Annotated in this window: 12 protein-coding genes and 2 pseudogenes; 9 read left to right on the plus strand and 5 right to left on the minus strand. The window is 71.5% G+C overall.

The features are described 5' to 3' along the window. Positions 1 to 13: 13 nt before the first annotated feature. A complete protein-coding gene (locus ABZ896_RS10580; protein ID WP_360925131.1) occupies positions 14 to 496 on the minus strand; it encodes an NUDIX domain-containing protein in 483 nt (160 codons plus the stop codon). Positions 497 to 569: 73 nt separating this feature from the next. Next, on the minus strand, positions 570 to 1529 hold the full coding sequence (locus tag ABZ896_RS10585) for an NUDIX hydrolase (RefSeq protein WP_360925134.1): 960 nt from the start codon (positions 1527 to 1529) through the stop codon (positions 570 to 572). Positions 1530 to 1761: 232 nt separating this feature from the next. Between ABZ896_RS10585 and ABZ896_RS10590 the strand changes: the two genes are divergently transcribed. From ABZ896_RS10590 to ABZ896_RS10605, 4 genes are all read left to right on the plus strand, one after another. Next, entirely contained in the window at positions 1762 to 3378 is a 1617-nt protein-coding gene (locus ABZ896_RS10590) for a cellulase family glycosylhydrolase (RefSeq protein ID WP_360925140.1), read from the plus strand. Positions 3379 to 3591: 213 nt separating this feature from the next. Continuing rightward, on the plus strand, positions 3592 to 5643 hold the full coding sequence (locus ABZ896_RS10595) for a discoidin domain-containing protein (protein WP_360925143.1): 2052 nt from the start codon (positions 3592 to 3594) through the stop codon (positions 5641 to 5643). Between the two features lie 15 nt (positions 5644 to 5658). Continuing rightward, a complete protein-coding gene (locus ABZ896_RS10600) occupies positions 5659 to 6255 on the plus strand; it encodes a TetR/AcrR family transcriptional regulator (RefSeq protein ID WP_360925146.1) in 597 nt (198 codons plus the stop codon). 48 nt (positions 6256 to 6303) lie between these two features. Further along, positions 6304 to 8676, plus strand: a complete 2373-nt coding sequence (locus ABZ896_RS10605; RefSeq protein WP_360925149.1) for an excinuclease ABC subunit UvrA — start codon at positions 6304 to 6306, stop codon at positions 8674 to 8676. Between the two features lie 345 nt (positions 8677 to 9021). Here ABZ896_RS10605 and ABZ896_RS10610 read toward each other — a convergent pair. Further along, positions 9022 to 9458: pseudogene (locus tag ABZ896_RS10610) on the minus strand (regulator). Between the two features lie 297 nt (positions 9459 to 9755). On the opposite strand from ABZ896_RS10610, the gene ABZ896_RS10615 reads away from it, so the two are divergent. Next, on the plus strand, positions 9756 to 12140 hold the full coding sequence (locus tag ABZ896_RS10615) for a phosphoketolase family protein (RefSeq protein WP_360925151.1): 2385 nt from the start codon (positions 9756 to 9758) through the stop codon (positions 12138 to 12140). Between the two features lie 109 nt (positions 12141 to 12249). On the opposite strand, the pseudogene ABZ896_RS10620 reads toward ABZ896_RS10615, so the two are convergent. Together ABZ896_RS10620 and ABZ896_RS10625 are read right to left on the minus strand one after the other, a co-directional pair. After that, positions 12250 to 12312: pseudogene (locus ABZ896_RS10620) on the minus strand (hypothetical protein); the annotation flags it as partial. A 4-nt stretch (positions 12313 to 12316) separates the two neighbouring features. Then, complete coding sequence (locus ABZ896_RS10625; RefSeq protein WP_360925154.1) at positions 12317 to 12712, minus strand: PAS domain S-box protein; 396 nt, start codon at positions 12710 to 12712, stop codon at positions 12317 to 12319. A gap of 345 nt (positions 12713 to 13057) precedes the next feature. Between ABZ896_RS10625 and ABZ896_RS10630 the strand changes: the two genes are divergently transcribed. The 4 genes from ABZ896_RS10630 to ABZ896_RS10645 all read left to right on the plus strand — a co-directional run bounded on the left by ABZ896_RS10630 (position 13058) and on the right by ABZ896_RS10645 (position 17746). Continuing rightward, positions 13058 to 14116: an NAD(+)/NADH kinase gene (locus ABZ896_RS10630; protein ID WP_360925157.1), complete on the plus strand. Its 1059-nt coding sequence runs from the start codon at positions 13058 to 13060 to the stop codon at positions 14114 to 14116. Between the two features lie 109 nt (positions 14117 to 14225). After that, a complete protein-coding gene (locus ABZ896_RS10635) occupies positions 14226 to 15074 on the plus strand; it encodes an oxidoreductase (RefSeq protein ID WP_360925160.1) in 849 nt (282 codons plus the stop codon). A 212-nt stretch (positions 15075 to 15286) separates the two neighbouring features. Continuing rightward, positions 15287 to 16114: a helix-turn-helix transcriptional regulator gene (locus ABZ896_RS10640; protein WP_360925163.1), complete on the plus strand. Its 828-nt coding sequence runs from the start codon at positions 15287 to 15289 to the stop codon at positions 16112 to 16114. 132 nt (positions 16115 to 16246) lie between these two features. Further along, on the plus strand, positions 16247 to 17746 hold the full coding sequence (locus ABZ896_RS10645; RefSeq protein ID WP_360925165.1) for an FG-GAP-like repeat-containing protein: 1500 nt from the start codon (positions 16247 to 16249) through the stop codon (positions 17744 to 17746). Positions 17747 to 17748 lie beyond the last annotated feature (2 nt).

The raw sequence follows: 17748 nt of genomic DNA on the forward strand, positions 1-17748 counted from the left end.
TGGGCCGGTCGACCTAAGGCAGCCGGTCAGGCACATCACACCACGGACCGTCCGGCACCAGGGCGCTGAGCAGGGCCGGCGACTGCGGCGGCTCGACCGGGTCCGACAGCGAGCCCAGCTCCGACCACGCCACCCACGCGTGCGTGTCCAGACTGACCTGTTCGTCGGGGAGCAGGCCGGTCCGTTCGAGCGGGGGCTGTTCGTCGGCGAACCGCGCGACGAAGAAATGCTCCGTCCCGACGTACCGCCTGCCGCTCCACCGGACCTCCCGCTCGACCGGCACGGACCGATCGAGCACCGCAGCCGGGTCGAGTCCGGTCTCCTCGGCCAGCTCGCGTCGCGCTGCCATCAGAGGCGTCTCGCCCGGCTCGATGCCGCCGCCGGGTGGCTCCCAGAGACATGTCCCGTCGAACGGGTCACGCCGGCGCAGAAGAAGCACGCGATGGGCGGCGTCCAGACAGATGACCCGGGCTGCGAGCCGGTGCGTTGTCTCCACCACCGTGACGCTATGCGGCCATCGAAAGGCCGATCAAGACCTGCGCCGCATGGAGCGACACCTCGGACACGACCTAGCCGGCGTACGGCGTGAAGTGGGCCGGTGTGTGGTCGATCGGCAGGTCCGGGCGCCAGGCCGTGAGCCCCTGGGCGCTGCACACGAACAGGCCCTCGGGGAGTCGGTCCAGGGCGAACCAGCGCCAGTCGCCGACGCGTTCGCCCGGCTGGTCGCCGGGCTCGCCCCGCCAGGCCGTGACCTGCGTGGCGACGGTCATCCGGACCACGCCGTCGACGTCGTCGAGGAGCGTCCCCAGCAGCCGGACGTCCTCCGGGCGCGCCTCGATCCCGGTCTCCTCGCGCAGCTCCCGCACGACCGTCCCCTCCAGAGACTCCCCGGGCTCGACCGTGCCGCCGGGCAGCTCCCAGGTGCCACGCCGGTGGCGGCCCAGGAGCAGTCCGCGCGGCCCGTGGAGGATCGCGCCGACGCCGAGCGCCGCGTGCGGCTCGGGGCCGCGGTTCGTGCGCGGGCGCGAGGAGACGCGGACCGGGCGGGTCACCAGGAAGGCGCGGTGGGAGGTCTGACCGCCCTCCTCGGGCGCGTCGAGGACGTCGATCCGCTCGACCCGCAGGCCCTGTTCTGCGAGCAGGGCTGTCCAGAGTTCCGGGGCGAGCACCCACATCGCCGCACCCCGGGGTTCGACGACCGAAGAGGGGCCGTTCCCGAGGGCGTCGGTGTGCGGCACGGTGAAGTGCAGCCTGCCGCCGGGGCGCAGGGCCTCGGCCAGGGCGGGCAGCAGGAGGCGCGGGTCGAGGCGGGACACCACGTCGACGGAGTGGACGAGGTCGTACGGCTCCGCCGTGCGCAGATGCTCGACGGCGTCGGCCGTGTCGACCGCGTCCACCCGGGTGTCGTACACCCGCGCAAGGTGTTCCGCGTGCCGGGCCGAGCCGTGCCCGAGGGCGAGCACCCGGCGCCCCCGCAGGTCGCCGAGCGGCTCGGGTTCCCGGTCCGGATCGAGGGGTCGCGCGGTCAACGGGCCTCCCAGGTGCGGTGATCGACGGTCTCGCACCTTACGCGAGAGCGCTCGCGCCGCTCGGGCCCGGCGCTCGGCACCGAGGCCCGCCCCTTCTTTTGCGCTCACCCTTCTTGACGTGTGCTTGACATCGTCGGTTCTATGGGAGCGCTCCCATAAACCCCGTCCGGTCGCCCGGATTCCCGGGCGCACACCCCCTGGAGCCGCAGTGAGAAGCAGTCCCTTAGGCACCATGGTCGCCAGGCTGGCGGCCCTTCTGACCCTGCTGGTCGTCGGCGTCCTCGCCCCGGCCACCGCCCACGCCGCCGAGGAACCCGGCGCCCAGGCCGTCGGCCTGCACATCAGCAACGGCCGCTTGCTGGAAGGCAACGGCAACGATTTCGTGATGCGCGGCGTCAACCACGCCCACACCTGGTACCCGAACGAACTGGGGTCCCTGGCCGACATCAAGGCCCAGGGCGCCAACACCGTCCGGGTGGTCCTCGCCGACGGCCACCGCTGGACCGCCAACAGCGCCTCGGACGTGGCCAACGTCATCGCCCAGTGCAAGGCCAACAAGCTGATCTGCGTCCTGGAGGTGCACGACACCACCGGCTACGGCGAGGACACCGCCGCCGGCACCCTCGACCAGGCCGCCGACTACTGGATCGGCCTCAAGGACGTGCTGGCCGGCCAGGAGAACTACATCGTCATCAACATCGGCAACGAGCCCTGGGGCAACACCAGTCCGGAGGGCTGGACCGCCCCCACCATCGCCGCGATCCAGAAGCTGCGGGCCGCCGGTTTCCAGCACACCATCATGGTGGACGCGCCCAACTGGGGCCAGGACTGGCAGCAAGTCATGCGCACCAACGCCCAGTCCGTCTACAACGCCGACACCACCGGCAACCTCATCTTCTCGATCCACATGTACAGCGTCTTCGACACCGCGGCCGAGATCACCGACTACCTCAACGCCTTCGTCAGCGCCAAACTCCCCATTCTCATCGGTGAGTTCGGCGGCCCCGCCGACCAGTGGGGCGACCCCGACGAGGACACCATGATGGCCACCGCCCAGCAGCTCAACCTGGGCTATCTGGCCTGGTCCTGGAGCGGCAACACCGACCCGATCCTCGACCTGGTGCTCAACTTCGACCCGGCACAGATGACTTCATGGGGCCAGCGCGTCTTCCACGGCGCCAACGGCATCGCGCAGACGGCGAAGGAGGCCACGGTCTTCGGCGGGGCCACCCCCGACAGCCAGGCCCCGACCGCCCCGGGCACCCCGACCGCCTCCGCGGTGACGGCCACTTCGGCGAACCTGTCGTGGACCGCCTCCACTGACAACGTTGGCGTGGCCGGATACGACGTCGTCCGCGTCAGTGGCGGCACCGAGACCACGGTCGCGGCCTCGACGACGAACTCGGTGACCGTCTCGGGGCTGACGGCCAACACCGCCTACTCCTTTGCCGTTTACGCGCGTGACGCCGCCGGGAACCGGTCGACCCGGTCCGCGGCGGTGAGCGTCACCACCCCCGCCGCGCCCGCCGGAAGCTGCTCCGTCGGCTACAAGGTGGTCGGCGAGTGGCCGGGCGGCTTCCAGGGCGAGATCGCCCTCCGTAACACCGGGACGGCGGCCGTCAGCGGTTGGAAACTCGGCTTCACCTTCGCCGACGGGCAGACCGTCACCAACATGTGGGGCGGCACCGCCACCCAGAGCGGGGGAGCGGTGAGCGTCACCCCGGCCTCGTACACCAACACCATCCCCGCGGGCGGTTCGGTCACCGTCGGCTTCATCGGCAGCAAGGGCACGACGAACACCGCGCCCACCGCCTTCACCCTCAACGGAGGTGCCTGCGCCACCGGTTGAGCCATCAAGGCACTTGCCCCTGGCCATCGGGACACCTGCCCCCGTTCATCGGGACACCTGCCCCCGGTCATCAGGTCAACTGTCCCGGACTCTTGACTCGGATCGCGTCGACTCGCATTCTCGACGCAGATATTGCGCCGGTCATGACAATCCCAAGGGCAGCCCAAGAGCCCTCGGTCGACGGCGCACCCCCGCCGACCGAGGGACGTGGCCATGACCGGACGCACCGGCCGCAGACGCAAGAACCTGACCGTGGTCTCCCTGCTCTTCCTGGTGCTGGCCACCATCCTCGGCCCGACCCCGAGTTCGGCGGCCACCGACTGGTGGACGCCCACCGCCCGGCCCACCCCCGACTCCCAGGTCAACGTCACCGGAGAGCCGTTCACCGGCACCAACTCGGCAGGCGAGGTACGGGGGTTCGTCGACGCCCACAACCACCTCTTCTCCAACGAGGCCTTCGGCGGCCGGCTGATCTGCGGCAAGGTCTTCTCCGAGGCCGGGGTCGCCGACGCCCTCAAGGACTGTCCCGAGCACTACCCGGACGGCACCCTCGCGCTCTTCGACTACATCACCCACGGCGGCGACGGCAAGCACGACCCGGTCGGCTGGCCCACCTTCGCCGACTGGCCGGCGTACGACTCGATGACCCATCAGGCCAACTACTACGCCTGGGTGGAGCGTGCCTGGCGCGGCGGGCAGCGGGTGCTCGTCAACGACCTGGTCACCAACGGGATGATCTGCTCGATCTACCCGTTCAAGGACCGCAGTTGTGACGAGATGACCTCCATCCGCCTGCAGGCCAAGCTCACTTACGACCTCCAGGCCTTCATCGACAAGATGTACGGCGGCACCGGAAAGGGCTGGTTCCGTATCGTCACCGACAGCGCGCAGGCCCGACAGGTCGTCCAGCAGGGCAAGTTGGCGGTGATCCTGGGCGTCGAGACCTCCGAGCCCTTCGGCTGCAAGCAGATCCTGGACATCGCGCAGTGCAGCAGGTCGGACATCGACAAGGGGCTGGACGAGCTGTACGCGCTGGGCGTGCGCTCGATGTTCCTGTGCCACAAGTTCGACAACGCCCTGTGCGGGGTCCGCTTCGACGAGGGCGGCCTCGGAACCGCCATCAACGTCGGGCAGTTCCTGTCCACCGGCACCTTCTGGCAGACCGAGAAGTGCAGGACCGCCATGCACGACAACCCCATCGGGACGGCGTCCACGGAAGCCGAGGACGACCTGCCCGCGGGCACCGAGGTGCCGGACTACGACGCGGACGCGCAGTGCAACGTGCGCGGGCTCACCGACCTGGGGGAGTACGCCGTCAAGGGCATGATGCAGCGCAAGATGATGCTGGAGATCGACCACATGAGCGTCAAGGCCACCGGCCAGGCCCTGGACATCTTCGAGGCCGCGAACTACCCGGGCGTGCTGTCCTCGCACAGCTGGATGGACCTCAACTGGACCGAGCGCGTCTACTCGCTCGGCGGTTTCGTCGCCCAGTACATGCACGGCTCGCAGGACTTCGCCACCGAGGCCAAGCGCACCGACGCCCTGCGCGACAAGTACGGCGTCGGTTACGGCTACGGCACCGACTTCAACGGCATCGGCGACCACCCCGCCCCGCGCGGAGCGGACGCCGCGAACAAGGTGACGTACCCCTTCAAGAGCGTCGACGGCGGTTCCGTCATCGACAAGCAGACCGTGGGGCAGCGCACCTTCGACTTCAACACCGACGGCGCCTCCAACGTCGGCCAGATCCCCGACTGGATCGAGGACATCCGGCTGGTCGGCGGGCAGGACGTGGTCAACGACCTCTTCCGCGGCGCCGAGTCCTACCTCGACACCTGGGGCGCCTCCGAGCAGCACCAGGCCTCGGTGAACCTCGCCAACGGGCGTACGGCTACGGCGAGTTCGTCGGAGTCCAACCCCGTCACCAGCTACCAGCCCGGGCGGGCGGTCGACGGCGACGACTCCAGCCGCTGGGCCAGTGACTGGAGCGACGACCAGTGGTGGCAGGTCGACCTCGGCTCCACCCACCTGGTCTCGCGGGTGACGCTCGACTGGGAGCGGGCGTACGGGAAGTCGTACCGCATCGAACTCTCCACGGACGGCACGAACTGGGCGACGGCCTGGTCCACCACCTCCGGCGACGGCGGCCTGGACACGGCCAAGTTCACGGGCACACCGGCCCGTTACGTCCGGGTCCACGGGCTCGACCGCGGCACCGACTGGGGATACTCGCTCTACGAAGTGGGCGTCCACAGCGGCTGATCGAGGGGTCCTTCCATGGCACGCATGCCCTCGGCCGAGCGGCGCAGACAGCTGACCGAGGCGGCGATCAGGGCGATGGCCCGGGACGGCGTCGCGAAGACGACGACCCGGTCCATCGCCGCCGAGGCCGGCGTCTCCCTGAGCGTCTTCCACTACTGCTTCGACTCCAAGCAGGCCCTCGTCGAGGCCGTCATCACGACTCTCACGGATCACTCCGTGACGGTCGTGCAGGAAGCCCTGCGGCCCCGGGCCACCCTGGAGGAGACCGTCGCCGCCGGGTTCCGGGCCTACTGGGACCACGTCCGCGCCAACCCGGACGCGCACATGCTCACCTACGAGCTCACCCAGTACGCCCTGCGCGAGCCCGGCTTCGAACACCTGGCCAGACGGCAGTACGAGCTGTACGGCGAGGCGTACGCCGAGCTGATCGAGCAGCTGCGCAAGGACAGGGACCTGCGGCTCGCGGTGCCCGTCCCCGTCCTGGCCCGCTATCTCGCCGCCATGACCGACGGCCTCACCCTGAACTACCTCGTCCTCGGCGACGCGACCGCCTGGACCGACATCCTCGACACGGTCACCGGGCACATCGCGGGGCTGGTCCGGGAGGTTTGAGCAGTATTCGAGAAGCGCACGCGGGGTGCCGTGGCTAGCGTGGCAGCCATGGACCTCACGAGCCCCGCCCCGCATGCCGCCGACAGCCATGACCTGATCCGCGTGCACGGCGCGCGCGAGAACAACCTCAAGGACGTCAGCATCGAGATCCCCAAGCGCCGGCTGACGGTGTTCACCGGGGTCTCCGGATCGGGCAAGAGCTCGCTGGTCTTCGACACCATCGCCGCCGAGTCGCAGCGGCTGATCAACGAGACCTACAGCGCCTTCCTCCAGGGCTTCATGCCGACCCTGGCCCGGCCGGAGGTCGACGTCCTGGACGGTCTGACCACCGCGATCATCGTCGACCAGCAGCGCATGGGTACCGACCCGCGCTCCACCGTCGGCACCGCGACCGACGCCAACGCCATGCTGCGCATCCTCTTCAGCAGACTCGGCACCCCGCACATCGGCTCGCCCAAGGCGTTCTCCTTCAACGTCGCCTCCATCAGCGGGGCGGGCGCGGTCACCATGGAGCGCGGCGGGCAGACGGTGAAGGAGCGGCGCAGCTTCAGCATCACCGGCGGGATGTGCCCGCGCTGCGAGGGCCGGGGCTCGGTCACCGACATCGACCTGACCCAGCTCTACGACGACACCAAGTCGCTCGGCGAGGGCGCGATCACGGTCCCCGGCTACAGCATGGACGGCTGGTACGGCCGTATCTTCAAGGGCTCCGGCTTCTTCGACCCGGACAAGCCGATCAAGAAGTACACCAAGCGGGAGCTGCACGACCTGCTCCACAAGGAGCCGACGAAGATCAAGGTCGAGGGCATCAACCTCACCTACGAGGGCCTCATCCCGAAGATCCAGAAGTCGATGCTCTCCAAGGACGTCGACGCGCTCCAGCCGCACATCCGGGCCTTCGTCGAGCGGGCCATGACCTTCTCCGTCTGCCCCGAGTGCGACGGCACCCGGCTCAACGAGGGCGCCCGCTCCTCGAAGATCAAGGGCGTCAGCATCGCCGACGCCTGCGCGATGCAGATCAGCGACCTGGCCGCCTGGGTGGGCGGATTGAAGGAGCCGTCGGTGGCGCCGCTGCTCGCCGCGCTCCAGCACACCCTGGAGTCGTTCGTGGAGATCGGCCTCGGCTATCTCTCCCTGGACCGCCCCGCGGGCACGCTCTCCGGCGGCGAGGCGCAGCGCACCAAGATGATCCGCCACCTCGGCTCCTCGCTCACCGACGTGACGTACGTCTTCGACGAGCCGACCATCGGGCTGCACCCGCACGACATCCAGCGGATGAACGGCCTCCTGCTGCGGCTGCGGGACAAGGGCAACACCGTGCTCGTCGTCGAGCACAAGCCGGAGACGATCGTGATCGCCGACCATGTCGTCGACCTCGGGCCCGGCGCGGGCACGGGCGGCGGCACGGTCTGCTTCGAGGGGAGTGTCGAGGGGCTGCGGGCCGCCGACACCATCACCGGGCGCCATCTCGGGTACCGGGCCACGGTCAAGGACGCGGTGCGCAGGCCGACCGGGGCGCTGGAGATCCGGGGCGCGGACACCCACAACCTCCAGGACGTCGACGTCGACATCCCGCTCGGGGTGCTGGCCGTCGTCACCGGAGTCGCGGGCTCTGGAAAGAGCTCCCTCGTGCACGGGTCGATCCCGGCCGGCGAGAACGTCGTCTCGGTCGACCAGGGTGCCATCCGCGGCTCCCGGCGGAGCAATCCGGCCACCTACACCGGCCTGCTCGACCCGATCCGCAAGGCCTTCGCCAAGGCCAACGGCGTCAAGCCCGCGCTCTTCAGCGCGAACTCCGAGGGCGCGTGTCCCACCTGCAACGGCGCCGGGGTCGTGTACACGGACCTCGCGATGATGGCCGGGGTCGCCACGACCTGCGAGGAGTGCGAGGGGAAGCGGTTCCAGGCGTCCGTCCTTGAGTACCGGCTCGGCGGGCGCGACATCAGCGAGGTGCTCGCGATGTCGGTGACCGAGGCGGAGGAGTTCTTCGGCGCGGGCGAGGCGGCGACCCCGGCCGCGCACCGGATCCTCGGCCGGCTCGCCGACGTCGGCCTCGGCTACCTCAGCCTCGGCCAGCCCCTCACCACGCTCTCCGGCGGCGAACGCCAGCGCCTGAAGCTCGCGACCCACATGGGTGACAAGGGCGGCGTCTACGTCCTCGACGAGCCGACCGCCGGCCTCCACCTCGCCGACGTCGAGAACCTCCTGGGCCTCCTCGACCGCCTCGTCGACTCCGGCAAGTCCGTCATCGTCGTCGAACACCACCAGGCGGTCATGGCCCACGCGGACTGGATCATCGACCTCGGCCCCGGCGCCGGCCACGACGGCGGCCGCGTGGTCTTCGAGGGCACACCGGCGAACCTGGTCGCGGGACGGGCGACGGTGACGGGGGAGCATCTGGCGGAGTACGTCGGGGCGTGAGGCGGTTCGGTACGGCGTGAGGGGCGGGGCGGTTCGGCCGTACGGCAGCGGCGGGCGCCGCGCCCTGGCCGATGGGGCGGGAGGGTGCGGGGCTTTCGGCGCGGGGCGGGAAGGTGCCGCTCCTTTGCCGCTACGGAGTGACTGGCGCGGGTGCTTGCGCGCTACGGCGTGTCGGGCGCCGGGGCTTCGGCCCTACGGCGTGACCGGCACCGTTCCCGGATGCGCGGCGTGTCCGGCGCTCGCCGGCCCGTCAGCCGTACCGCTCCTTCGGCACACGAGCCCTACCGGCCCGTCGGCCCACGCCTTACCGCCCCGTCGGCCCACCTGCCTTTCCGCCCCGTCGCCTCACAGCGTGCTGCCGCTTCCGTAAGGTGCGTACAGGTCCAGCAGGCGGACGCGGGTGGCGTGGAGGCGGTGGGCCAGGACTCGGCCGACCCAGTGCTCCACGGCCCGCCCGAACTCCGGGTCGTCCGCGCACATCATCCGCGCGGCGACCGCGTCGAACTCGTGCGCCCGCACCGGCGTCACGGCCTCCGTGCCCAGCTGCCAGGCGTACGGCTCGAACAGCCACGACCAGCCGACGAGGTCGCCGAAGCCGAGCGTCTCGATGACCGGAGGGCGACGGAGCCGGTGCGCAGGACCCAGAACCGGTCGGCGCGTATCCCCTCCTCGAACAGGCGGGTGCCCTGCGGGATGTTGACCTGGCGGGCGATCCGCATCAGCCGGGTGCGATGCTCGGTCGGCAGCCCGCGCAGCAGGGTCGGGGTGGTGGACACACTCATCATGGCGATCTCCTGGCTCCGGGTGGGCGACCGGCTCCGGGTGGGCGACCGGTTTCGGGTGGGCGACCGGTTTCGGGACGGGACGTCCGGGTGGTCCGTCCGTCTCCACCGTCCATCCGCGCGCGGGCCCCGGCCATGGGCCACTCGGCCCCGAAAGCGACCCGACCGGTCGAGCCGCGGCAGCGAGAAGTGGCCCGACAGGCCCTGTCGGGTACCCGGTGCTCTGACGGAAGGTGGGTCCACGGAACGGCCCGCACGTCCCGTCGTCAGACACCCCCGCCCCGGAAGGGAAATCCCATGTCCGCCGAGCCCCAGCAGGCGTCCGCCCGGATCGGCCAGGAGGAACTGGAGGCGCTCGACGCCCACTGGCGTGCCGCGAACTACCTCGCCGTCGGCCAGATCTACCTGATGGCCAACCCGCTGCTCACCGAGCGGCTCAGGCCGGAGCACGTCAAGCCACGGCTGCTCGGCCACTGGGGCACGTCCCCAGGACTGAACCTGGTGCACACCCACCTCAACCGCGTCATCAGGGCCCGCGACCTGAACGCCCTGTGCGTGTGGGGCCCCGGGCACGGCGGACCGGCGGTGCTGGCCAACTCCTGGCTGGAGGGGTCGTACACCGAGACCTATCCGGACGTGAGCCGGGACGCGGCGGGGATGGCCCGCCTCTTCAAGCAGTTCTCGTTCCCGGGCGGGGTGCCCAGCCATGTGGCGCCGGAGACGCCCGGTTCGATCCACGAGGGCGGTGAGCTGGGGTACGCGCTCTCGCACGCGTACGGCGCCGCCCTCGACAACCCCGACCTGGTGGTCGCCTGCGTGATCGGCGACGGCGAGGCGGAGACCGGGCCGCTGGCCGCCTCCTGGCACTCCAACAAGTTCCTCGACCCCGTCCACGACGGCGCCGTGCTGCCGATCCTGCACCTCAACGGCTACAAGATCGCCAACCCGGCGGTGCTCGCCCGGCTCCCCGAGGAGGAGCTCGACGACCTGCTCAAGGGGTACGGCCACGATCCGCTGCACGTCACCGGCGACGACCCGGCCGCCGTGCACCGGGCGATGGCCGAGGCCATGGACACCGCGCTGGACCGGATCGCCGCCCTTCAGCGCGCCGCCCGCGAGCACGGCACGGGCGACCGCCCCCGCTGGCCGGTGATCGTGCTGCGCACCCCGAAGGGCTGGACCGGCCCCGCCGAGGTCGACGGGCTGCCCGTCGAGGGCACCTGGCGGGCCCACCAGGTCCCGCTGTCCGCCGTCCGCGACGACCCCGACCACCTGCGCCGGCTGGAGAACTGGCTGCGCTCCTACCGGCCCGAGGAACTCTTCGACACCGACGGCCGCCCCCGCGAGCAGGTCCTGGCCTGCGTCCCCGAGGGCACCCGCCGCCTCGGCGCCACTCCGCACGCCAACGGCGGACTGCTGCTGCGCGAACTGCCGTTGCCCCCACTGGAGAAGCACGCGGTCGACGTCGACAAGCCCGGCGCGACGATGCATGAACCCACCCGTGTACTGGGCGAGTTGCTCCAGGACGTCATGCAAGCCACCGCGGACCGGCGGGACTTCAGGCTGGTCGGCCCCGACGAGACCGCCTCCAACCGGCTCCAGGCCGTCTACGCGGCCAGCGGCAAGGCCTGGCAGGCGCAGACCCTCCAGGTCGACGAACACCTCGACCGGCACGGCCGGGTGATGGAGATCCTCTCCGAACACACCTGCCAGGGCTGGCTGGAGGGGTATCTGCTGACCGGCCGGCACGGACTGTTCTCCAGCTACGAGGCCTTCGCGCATATCGTCGACTCGATGGTCAACCAGCACATCAAGTGGCTGCGGGTGACCCGCAGGCTGCCCTGGCGCGCTCCGATCGCCTCCCTCAACTACCTGCTCACGTCCCACGTCTGGCGCCAGGACCACAACGGCTTCTCGCACCAGGACCCCGGTTTCGTCGACCACATCCTCAACAAGAGCCCCGAAGCGGTCCGGGTCTATCTGCCGCCGGACGCCAACACCCTGCTGTCCGTGGCCGACCACGCGCTGCGCAGCCGTGCCTACGTCAACGTGATCGTCGCGGGGAAGCAGCCCTGCTTCGACTGGCTGTCCATGGACCAGGCGCGCGTCCACTGTGCCCGGGGCGCCGGCATCTGGGAGTGGGCCGGGACCGAGGACGGCACGCGCGAACCGGACGTGGTGCTCGCCTGCGCGGGGGACGTGCCGACCCAGGAGGTGCTGGCCGCCGCCCAGTTGCTCCGCCGTGAGCTGCCCGGGCTGACCGTCCGGGTCGTCAACGTCGTCGACATCGCGCGTCTTCTTCCGAGCGAGGAACATCCGCACGGACTGAACGACTTCGAGTACGACGGCCTCTTCACCGCCGACAAGCCGGTGATCTTCGCCTACCACGGCTATCCGTGGCTCATCCACCGCCTCGCCTACCGGCGCACCGGGCACCGCAACCTGCACGTGCGCGGCTACAAGGAGATCGGCACGACCACCACCCCGTTCGACATGGTCGTCCGCAACGACCTCGACCGCTACCGCCTGGTCATGGACGTCATCGACCGCGTCCCCGGGCTCGCCGTACGCGCGGCGGGCGTCCGCCAGCGGATGGAGGACGCCCGCCTGCGCCACCACGACTGGATCCACGCCCACGGCACCGACCTGCCGGAGACCGCCGACTGGACGTGGGACGGCTGAGCGGTCCGGTATGGAAACCGCGGGTGACCAACTGGTCGGGGACGCCGAGGTCGGTGACGCAGGACTCCAGCTCCTGCATCAACTGGCGTGGTTGCATCCCGGTCTTGGCGAGCGCGTGCGCGGCCGAGCGCAACTGGCCCATGACGGCGGCCGCTTCGAGCCCGCGGCGCATCACGTCACCGATGAGCACGCCTACCCGCCCGGCGCCCAGCGGGATCAGGTCGAACCAGTCGCCGCCCACACCGGCGCCCTGTGGTCGAGCGAAGCCGAGACTGGGGGAGGTCGCTGAGGTCGCGGACCGCGGCGGACGCCAGCAGACCGTCCGTCGTCTCCAGCGGGCTCAGGCTGATCTCGACCGGGAACTTCGTGCCGTCCCTGCGCAGCCCGTGCAGGTCGAGTCCGGCGCCCATCGGACGGACCTGGCGGTTGGCGGCGGCGTACCCGCCGCGGAAGCGGTGCGGCATGAGCAGTTCCACGGGACGGTCGAGCAACTCCTCGCGCCGGTAGCCGAAGAGGGTCTCGGTCCGGGCGTTGACGAGCTTGATGATGCCGGAGTCGTCCACGATGATCATGGCGTCCGGAGCGGCTTCGGAGAGTCAGCGGAACCTTCCTTCGGCCGCGCCTGGCACGGCCACACCGGCCACCTGTACGTTCCGACGGTGGGGCCATCTCAGTGCCCGACGGCCCTCGGCGCGACGGCATGTCCCCAACTGTCGTTTCTTGCCCCAACCGCTTCGAGGCGCGGGCGGACCTGCTCGCGGCGAGCCCTCCGGACCCCCCGACCCGGCGGGGAGCGCGGGCCGGGACCGGCGTGGTACGGCCCGCCCCGGTGCGGGGGAGCCGTTTCGGTCCGAGCATGGAGGGGGCACCCGCTCGGACGGCGGATGGCGGATGGCAGTCGGCGAACGGAGGCAGGTATGACGGTGAACCGGCTCGGTCTGGTCGTGCACGGCGGTCGCGCGGAGGCCGTGGAGGCGGCCCGCGTGGTGCGTGCCTGGTGCGCGGAGCACGACGTGCGGTGCGCGGACATCGACGTGTGGCACGACGGTGGACGGCACAGCGCCCGCGAGGAGGTCGAGGCCGCGGGCGACCCCGACCTCGTCGTCACCCTCGGCGGCGACGGCACCTTCCTGCGCGGCGCCCGGCTCGCCGCCCAGAACGACGCACTCGCCCTCGGCATCGACCTGGGCCGGGTCGGCTTCCTGACCGAGGTACCGGTCGCCGAGGTACGGGCCGCGCTGGACGCGGTGCGCGAGGACCGGCTCACCCTCGACAGCCGGATGCTGCTCACCGTACGGGCGTCCCGGCGCCTGGAGGTGCCCTCCGACATGGAGGCGCTGATGGAGTACGGCCGCGGGCCCCTGCTGCCGCCTCCCCAGGTGCGCCCCGACTGCGACATCGACGCCGACTGGGGCATCCCGCTCAACGTGACCGCCCTCAACGACGTCGTCCTGGAGAAGCTCGCCCGGGACCGCCAGGTCTCCGTCGGCGTCTACGTCTCCGGGCGCCTGCTCGCGTCGTACTCCGCGGACGCGCTGCTCGTGGCCACGCCCACCGGGTCCACCGCCTACAGCTTCGCCGCCGGCGGTCCCGTCGTCTCACCGCGCGCCGAAGCGCTCGTCTTCACGCCGGTCGCCCCGCACATGACCTTCGACCGCTCCGTCGTCACCGCCCCCGACGAGATCATCGGACTGCGCGTCCTCGAACGCTCCGGCCGCGCCGCGGTCAGCATCGACGGCCAGCTGCGCGGGGTGCTCGACCCGGGCGACTGGATCGGCGTGTACGCGGCACCGCGGCGGCTGCGCGCCGTACGCCTGGGGCCCATGGACTTCTACGGCCGACTGCGCGAGCGGATGAACCTGACCGACGCCCCGGCCGCGGTGGCCGACGGCAACCCGGCACCGCTGTGGTCGGTGACGACACCGCCGCCCGGGGACCTGGCCCACCTGTCGCTGCTGACGGCGCCGGTCGTGTGACGCCGCTGCCTGTGGAGATCTTTCCCTGGCTGGGCGCGGACGCTCCGACCAGCATGGTCGGTGCCCGCCGACCGGCCGGCATCGAGCCGTCCTCAAGAGGAATGTCACTATGACCACGTGGTTCATCACCGGAGCGTCCCGCGGTTTCGGCCTGGAGATCGCCCGGCAGGCCCTGGAGCGGGGCGACGACGTCGTGGCGACCGCCCGCCGTCCCGAGGACGTCGAGAAGGCGCTGCCGGGGTACGCGGACCGGCTGCTCGCGGTGGCGCTCGACGTCACCGACGAAGCGCAGGCGCAGGACGCGGTGGCGGCCGCGGTGGAGCGGTTCGGGACGATCGACGTGCTCGTCAACAACGCCGGGCGCGGTCTGATGGGCGCGATCGAGGAGTCCTCGGCCGCCGCGGTGCGGGCCCTGTACGACACGAACGTCTTCGGACTGCTGCACGTCACCCGGGCGGTGCTGCCGGTCCTGCGGCGGCAGCGGTCGGGCCGGGTGCTGAACATCGGCTCGCTCGGCGGCTTCCGGAGCAGCGCGGCCTTCGGGGTGTACTGCTCGACCAAGTTCGCCGTCGAGGGCCTCTCCGAGGCGCTGTACGAGGAGGTGGCGCCGCTCGGGATCCATGTCACGGTCGTCGAACCGGGCTATTTCCGCACCGACTTCCTCGACTCCAGCAGCCTGCAGGTCGAGGACGCGGTCATCGCCGACTACGAGGGGACCGCCGGCGCGGTGCGCGGCCTGATCCCCGGCCTCAACCACACCCAGCCCGGCGACCCGGTCAAGGCCGCGACCGCCGTCCTCGCGCTGGCCGACGCGGAAGTCCCGCCGCTGCGCGCCCAGTTGGGCAGCGACTCGGTGGCCACGCTGGAGGCGAAGCTCACGGAGCTGCGCGAGGAGTCGCTGGCGTGGCGGGAGTTGGCCCTGTCGACGGATCACGACGACACTCGGTCGGTGGCCTGAGGGGCGTGACGGGGCACCGGTCGAGGCGGAGAACCGGTTCGGCGGAGAGGGGGACGGCCGTGGGCGGTCGGGTTGTGGCGGAGAACGGGACGGTCGTGGGCGGTCGGGGCGGGGCGCGGTGACGGCCGGTGGCCTGCCGGGGACGGGAAGCCGCCGTAGCCGATCGCCGGCCGGGGCCGTCAGAGCGGTGCGGTAAGGAGAGGACGGAGACGATGACGGAGCTGGGTGACTACCTGCGGGCCTGCCGTGCGCGGGTGACCGCCGAGCAGGCCGGGCTGCCGTCCACCGGGCTGCGCCGGGTGCCGGGGCTGCGGCGCGAGGAGCTGGCCGCGCTCGCCGGCGTCAGCGTCGACTACATCGTCCGCCTCGAACAGGGCCGGGTGCGCTCCGCCTCCACCGAGGTCCTCACGGCACTCTCCCGGGCCCTCGGCCTGCGCCTTGACGAGCAGGAGTACCTGCTGCGCCGCGCCGCCGACGCCGGAGCACCGCCGTCCCGGTCCTCCCGGCAGTCGGTGTCCTCCGCCACGCGGGTCCTGCTCGACAGCATGACCGGGGTGCCCGCCCTCGTCCTGGGCCGGCGGATGGACATCCTCGCCTGGAACAGCCTGGGCGCTGCCCTGTTCACCGACTTCGCCGAACTCGCCCCCGAACGCCGCAACCACCTGTGGCTCGCCTTCCTCGACCCCGGGATCCGCGGCATGTTCCCGGACTGGGAGAAGGTCGGCAAGGAGTGCGTGGCCTACCTGAGGATGGACGCCGGACGCTACCCGGACGACCCGCAACTGGCGCGTCTCATCGGTGAGTTGTCGCTGAAGGACGCCGACTTCCGCCGCTGGTGGGCCGGTTACCACGTCCGTGCCCAGCGCCAGGGCCGCAAGGACTTCGTGCACCCCGTGGCCGGACCGCTGACCCTCGACTTCCAGGTCCTGGACGTCCGCGGCACGACCGACCAGTCCCTGCTCGTCTACACGGCCGAGCCCAACTCGCCCTCGGCACAGGCCCTGACGTTCCTCGCGGGCTGGACCCGGGCGACGGTGTGAGCGCCCTTGAGCGCGGGCGGGCCGCCATTTCGACGGTCGTCGAATGGTTGGCGTCCGCCTGTGCACGGCATCTACCTTCGCTCCTCCACCACCCGACTGACTGACCATCAATCGCCAACGGGGGAAACAGAGATGAACAACACAGTGCGCGCGACCCGTCGTACCGCGGGCAGAACCGCCGTGGCGGCCGCCTCCTTCCTGCTGCTGACGGGGGCCGGCATCCTCGCCGCGCCGTCCGCGTTCGCCGGGATCCCCGGCGCCAGTTCGGCCGCCGACCGCAACAACGACTTCGACGGCGACGGGTACGCCGACCTCCTCACCGGCGCCCCGGACGGCACCGTCGACGGCAAGGAAGGCGCCGGATACGTGACCGTCCAGTACGGCGCGCCCAACGGCATCGGCACCCGGAACACCGTCCCCAAGGGGCGGGTCCAGGTCCTCAGCCAGTCCTCCAGAGGCGTACCCGGCGCCTCCGAGACGGGCGACCGCTTCGGCCAGGCCGTCGCCACCGGCGACCTCGACGGCGACCTCTACGACGACGCCGTCATCGGCGTGCCCGGCGAGGACGACCGTACGGGCCGGGTCACGGTCCTCTACGGGTCCGCGGCGGGCCTCGGCGCCGAGCGCACGGCCACCCTCACCGCGGAACAGCCCACCGCGGGCGCCCGGTTCGGCCTCGCGGTGTCCGCCGCGCACTTCTCCGGGGACACCGTCGCCGACCAGCTCGTCGCACTCGACCAGAACGGACTGAGCGTCTTCACGTACCACGCGGGCGTGCTCCGCCGGGTCGGCACCCCGCACTCCACGGGCCGTACCCTCCAGCCCGCCTACCTGACCACGGGCGACTACGACAACGACGGTCTCGCCGACCTGGTCGTCTCCGGGTACAGCCCCGACGACGACTACGCCAAGGGCTGGTCCGCCCTCTACACGGGCGGCACCGAGGGCCTGGCCTACCGGAGCGACCTGCACGGTGGCCTGGGCACGGCCTCCGGTGACATCAACGGCGACGGCTGCGACGACCTCGTCGTCGGCCAGCGCAGCGGCGTGGACGAGACCGCCGGTGACGCGGACGCGCCCGGCGGCCTGATCGGCGTCTACTACGGCGGCGGGGAAGGCCCCGGCGGACCGGAGGGCCCCGGCACCGCCCCGGAGTGGTGGTCGCAGGACTCCCCGGACGTGCCCGGCACGGGGGAGACGGGCGACGCCTGGGGCAACGACCTGTCGGTGTCCGACGTCGACGGGGACGGCTTCGCGGACGTGGCCGTCGGCGCGCCGGGGGAGGACGTGGCCGGCCACGGCGCCGCGGGCGCGGTCTCGCTGCTGCGTGGTGCGCGGGCGGGCCTGACCGGCACCGGCGCGCAGTACTTCGACCAGAACACCCCCGGTATCCCCGGCGTCGCGGAGGACGACGACGCGTGGGGCGCCCAGGTGCGGCTGATCGACACCGACGGCGACGGCCGGTCCGAACTCCTGGCCGGCGCACCCGACGAGAACGCGGGAGACGGCGCGATCTGGGTGCTGCCCGCGTCCGGGAGCGGGCTGCTCGCCGAGGGCTCGTGGGCGTACGGAGCCGGGGCAGTGGGTGGCACCGCGCATGGGGCGCACTTCGGGTCGGTCGTCGACGAGTAGGC

It is taken from the genome of Streptomyces sp. NPDC047072, assembly GCF_040643855.1.
GTDB lineage: Bacteria > Actinomycetota > Actinomycetes > Streptomycetales > Streptomycetaceae > Streptomyces.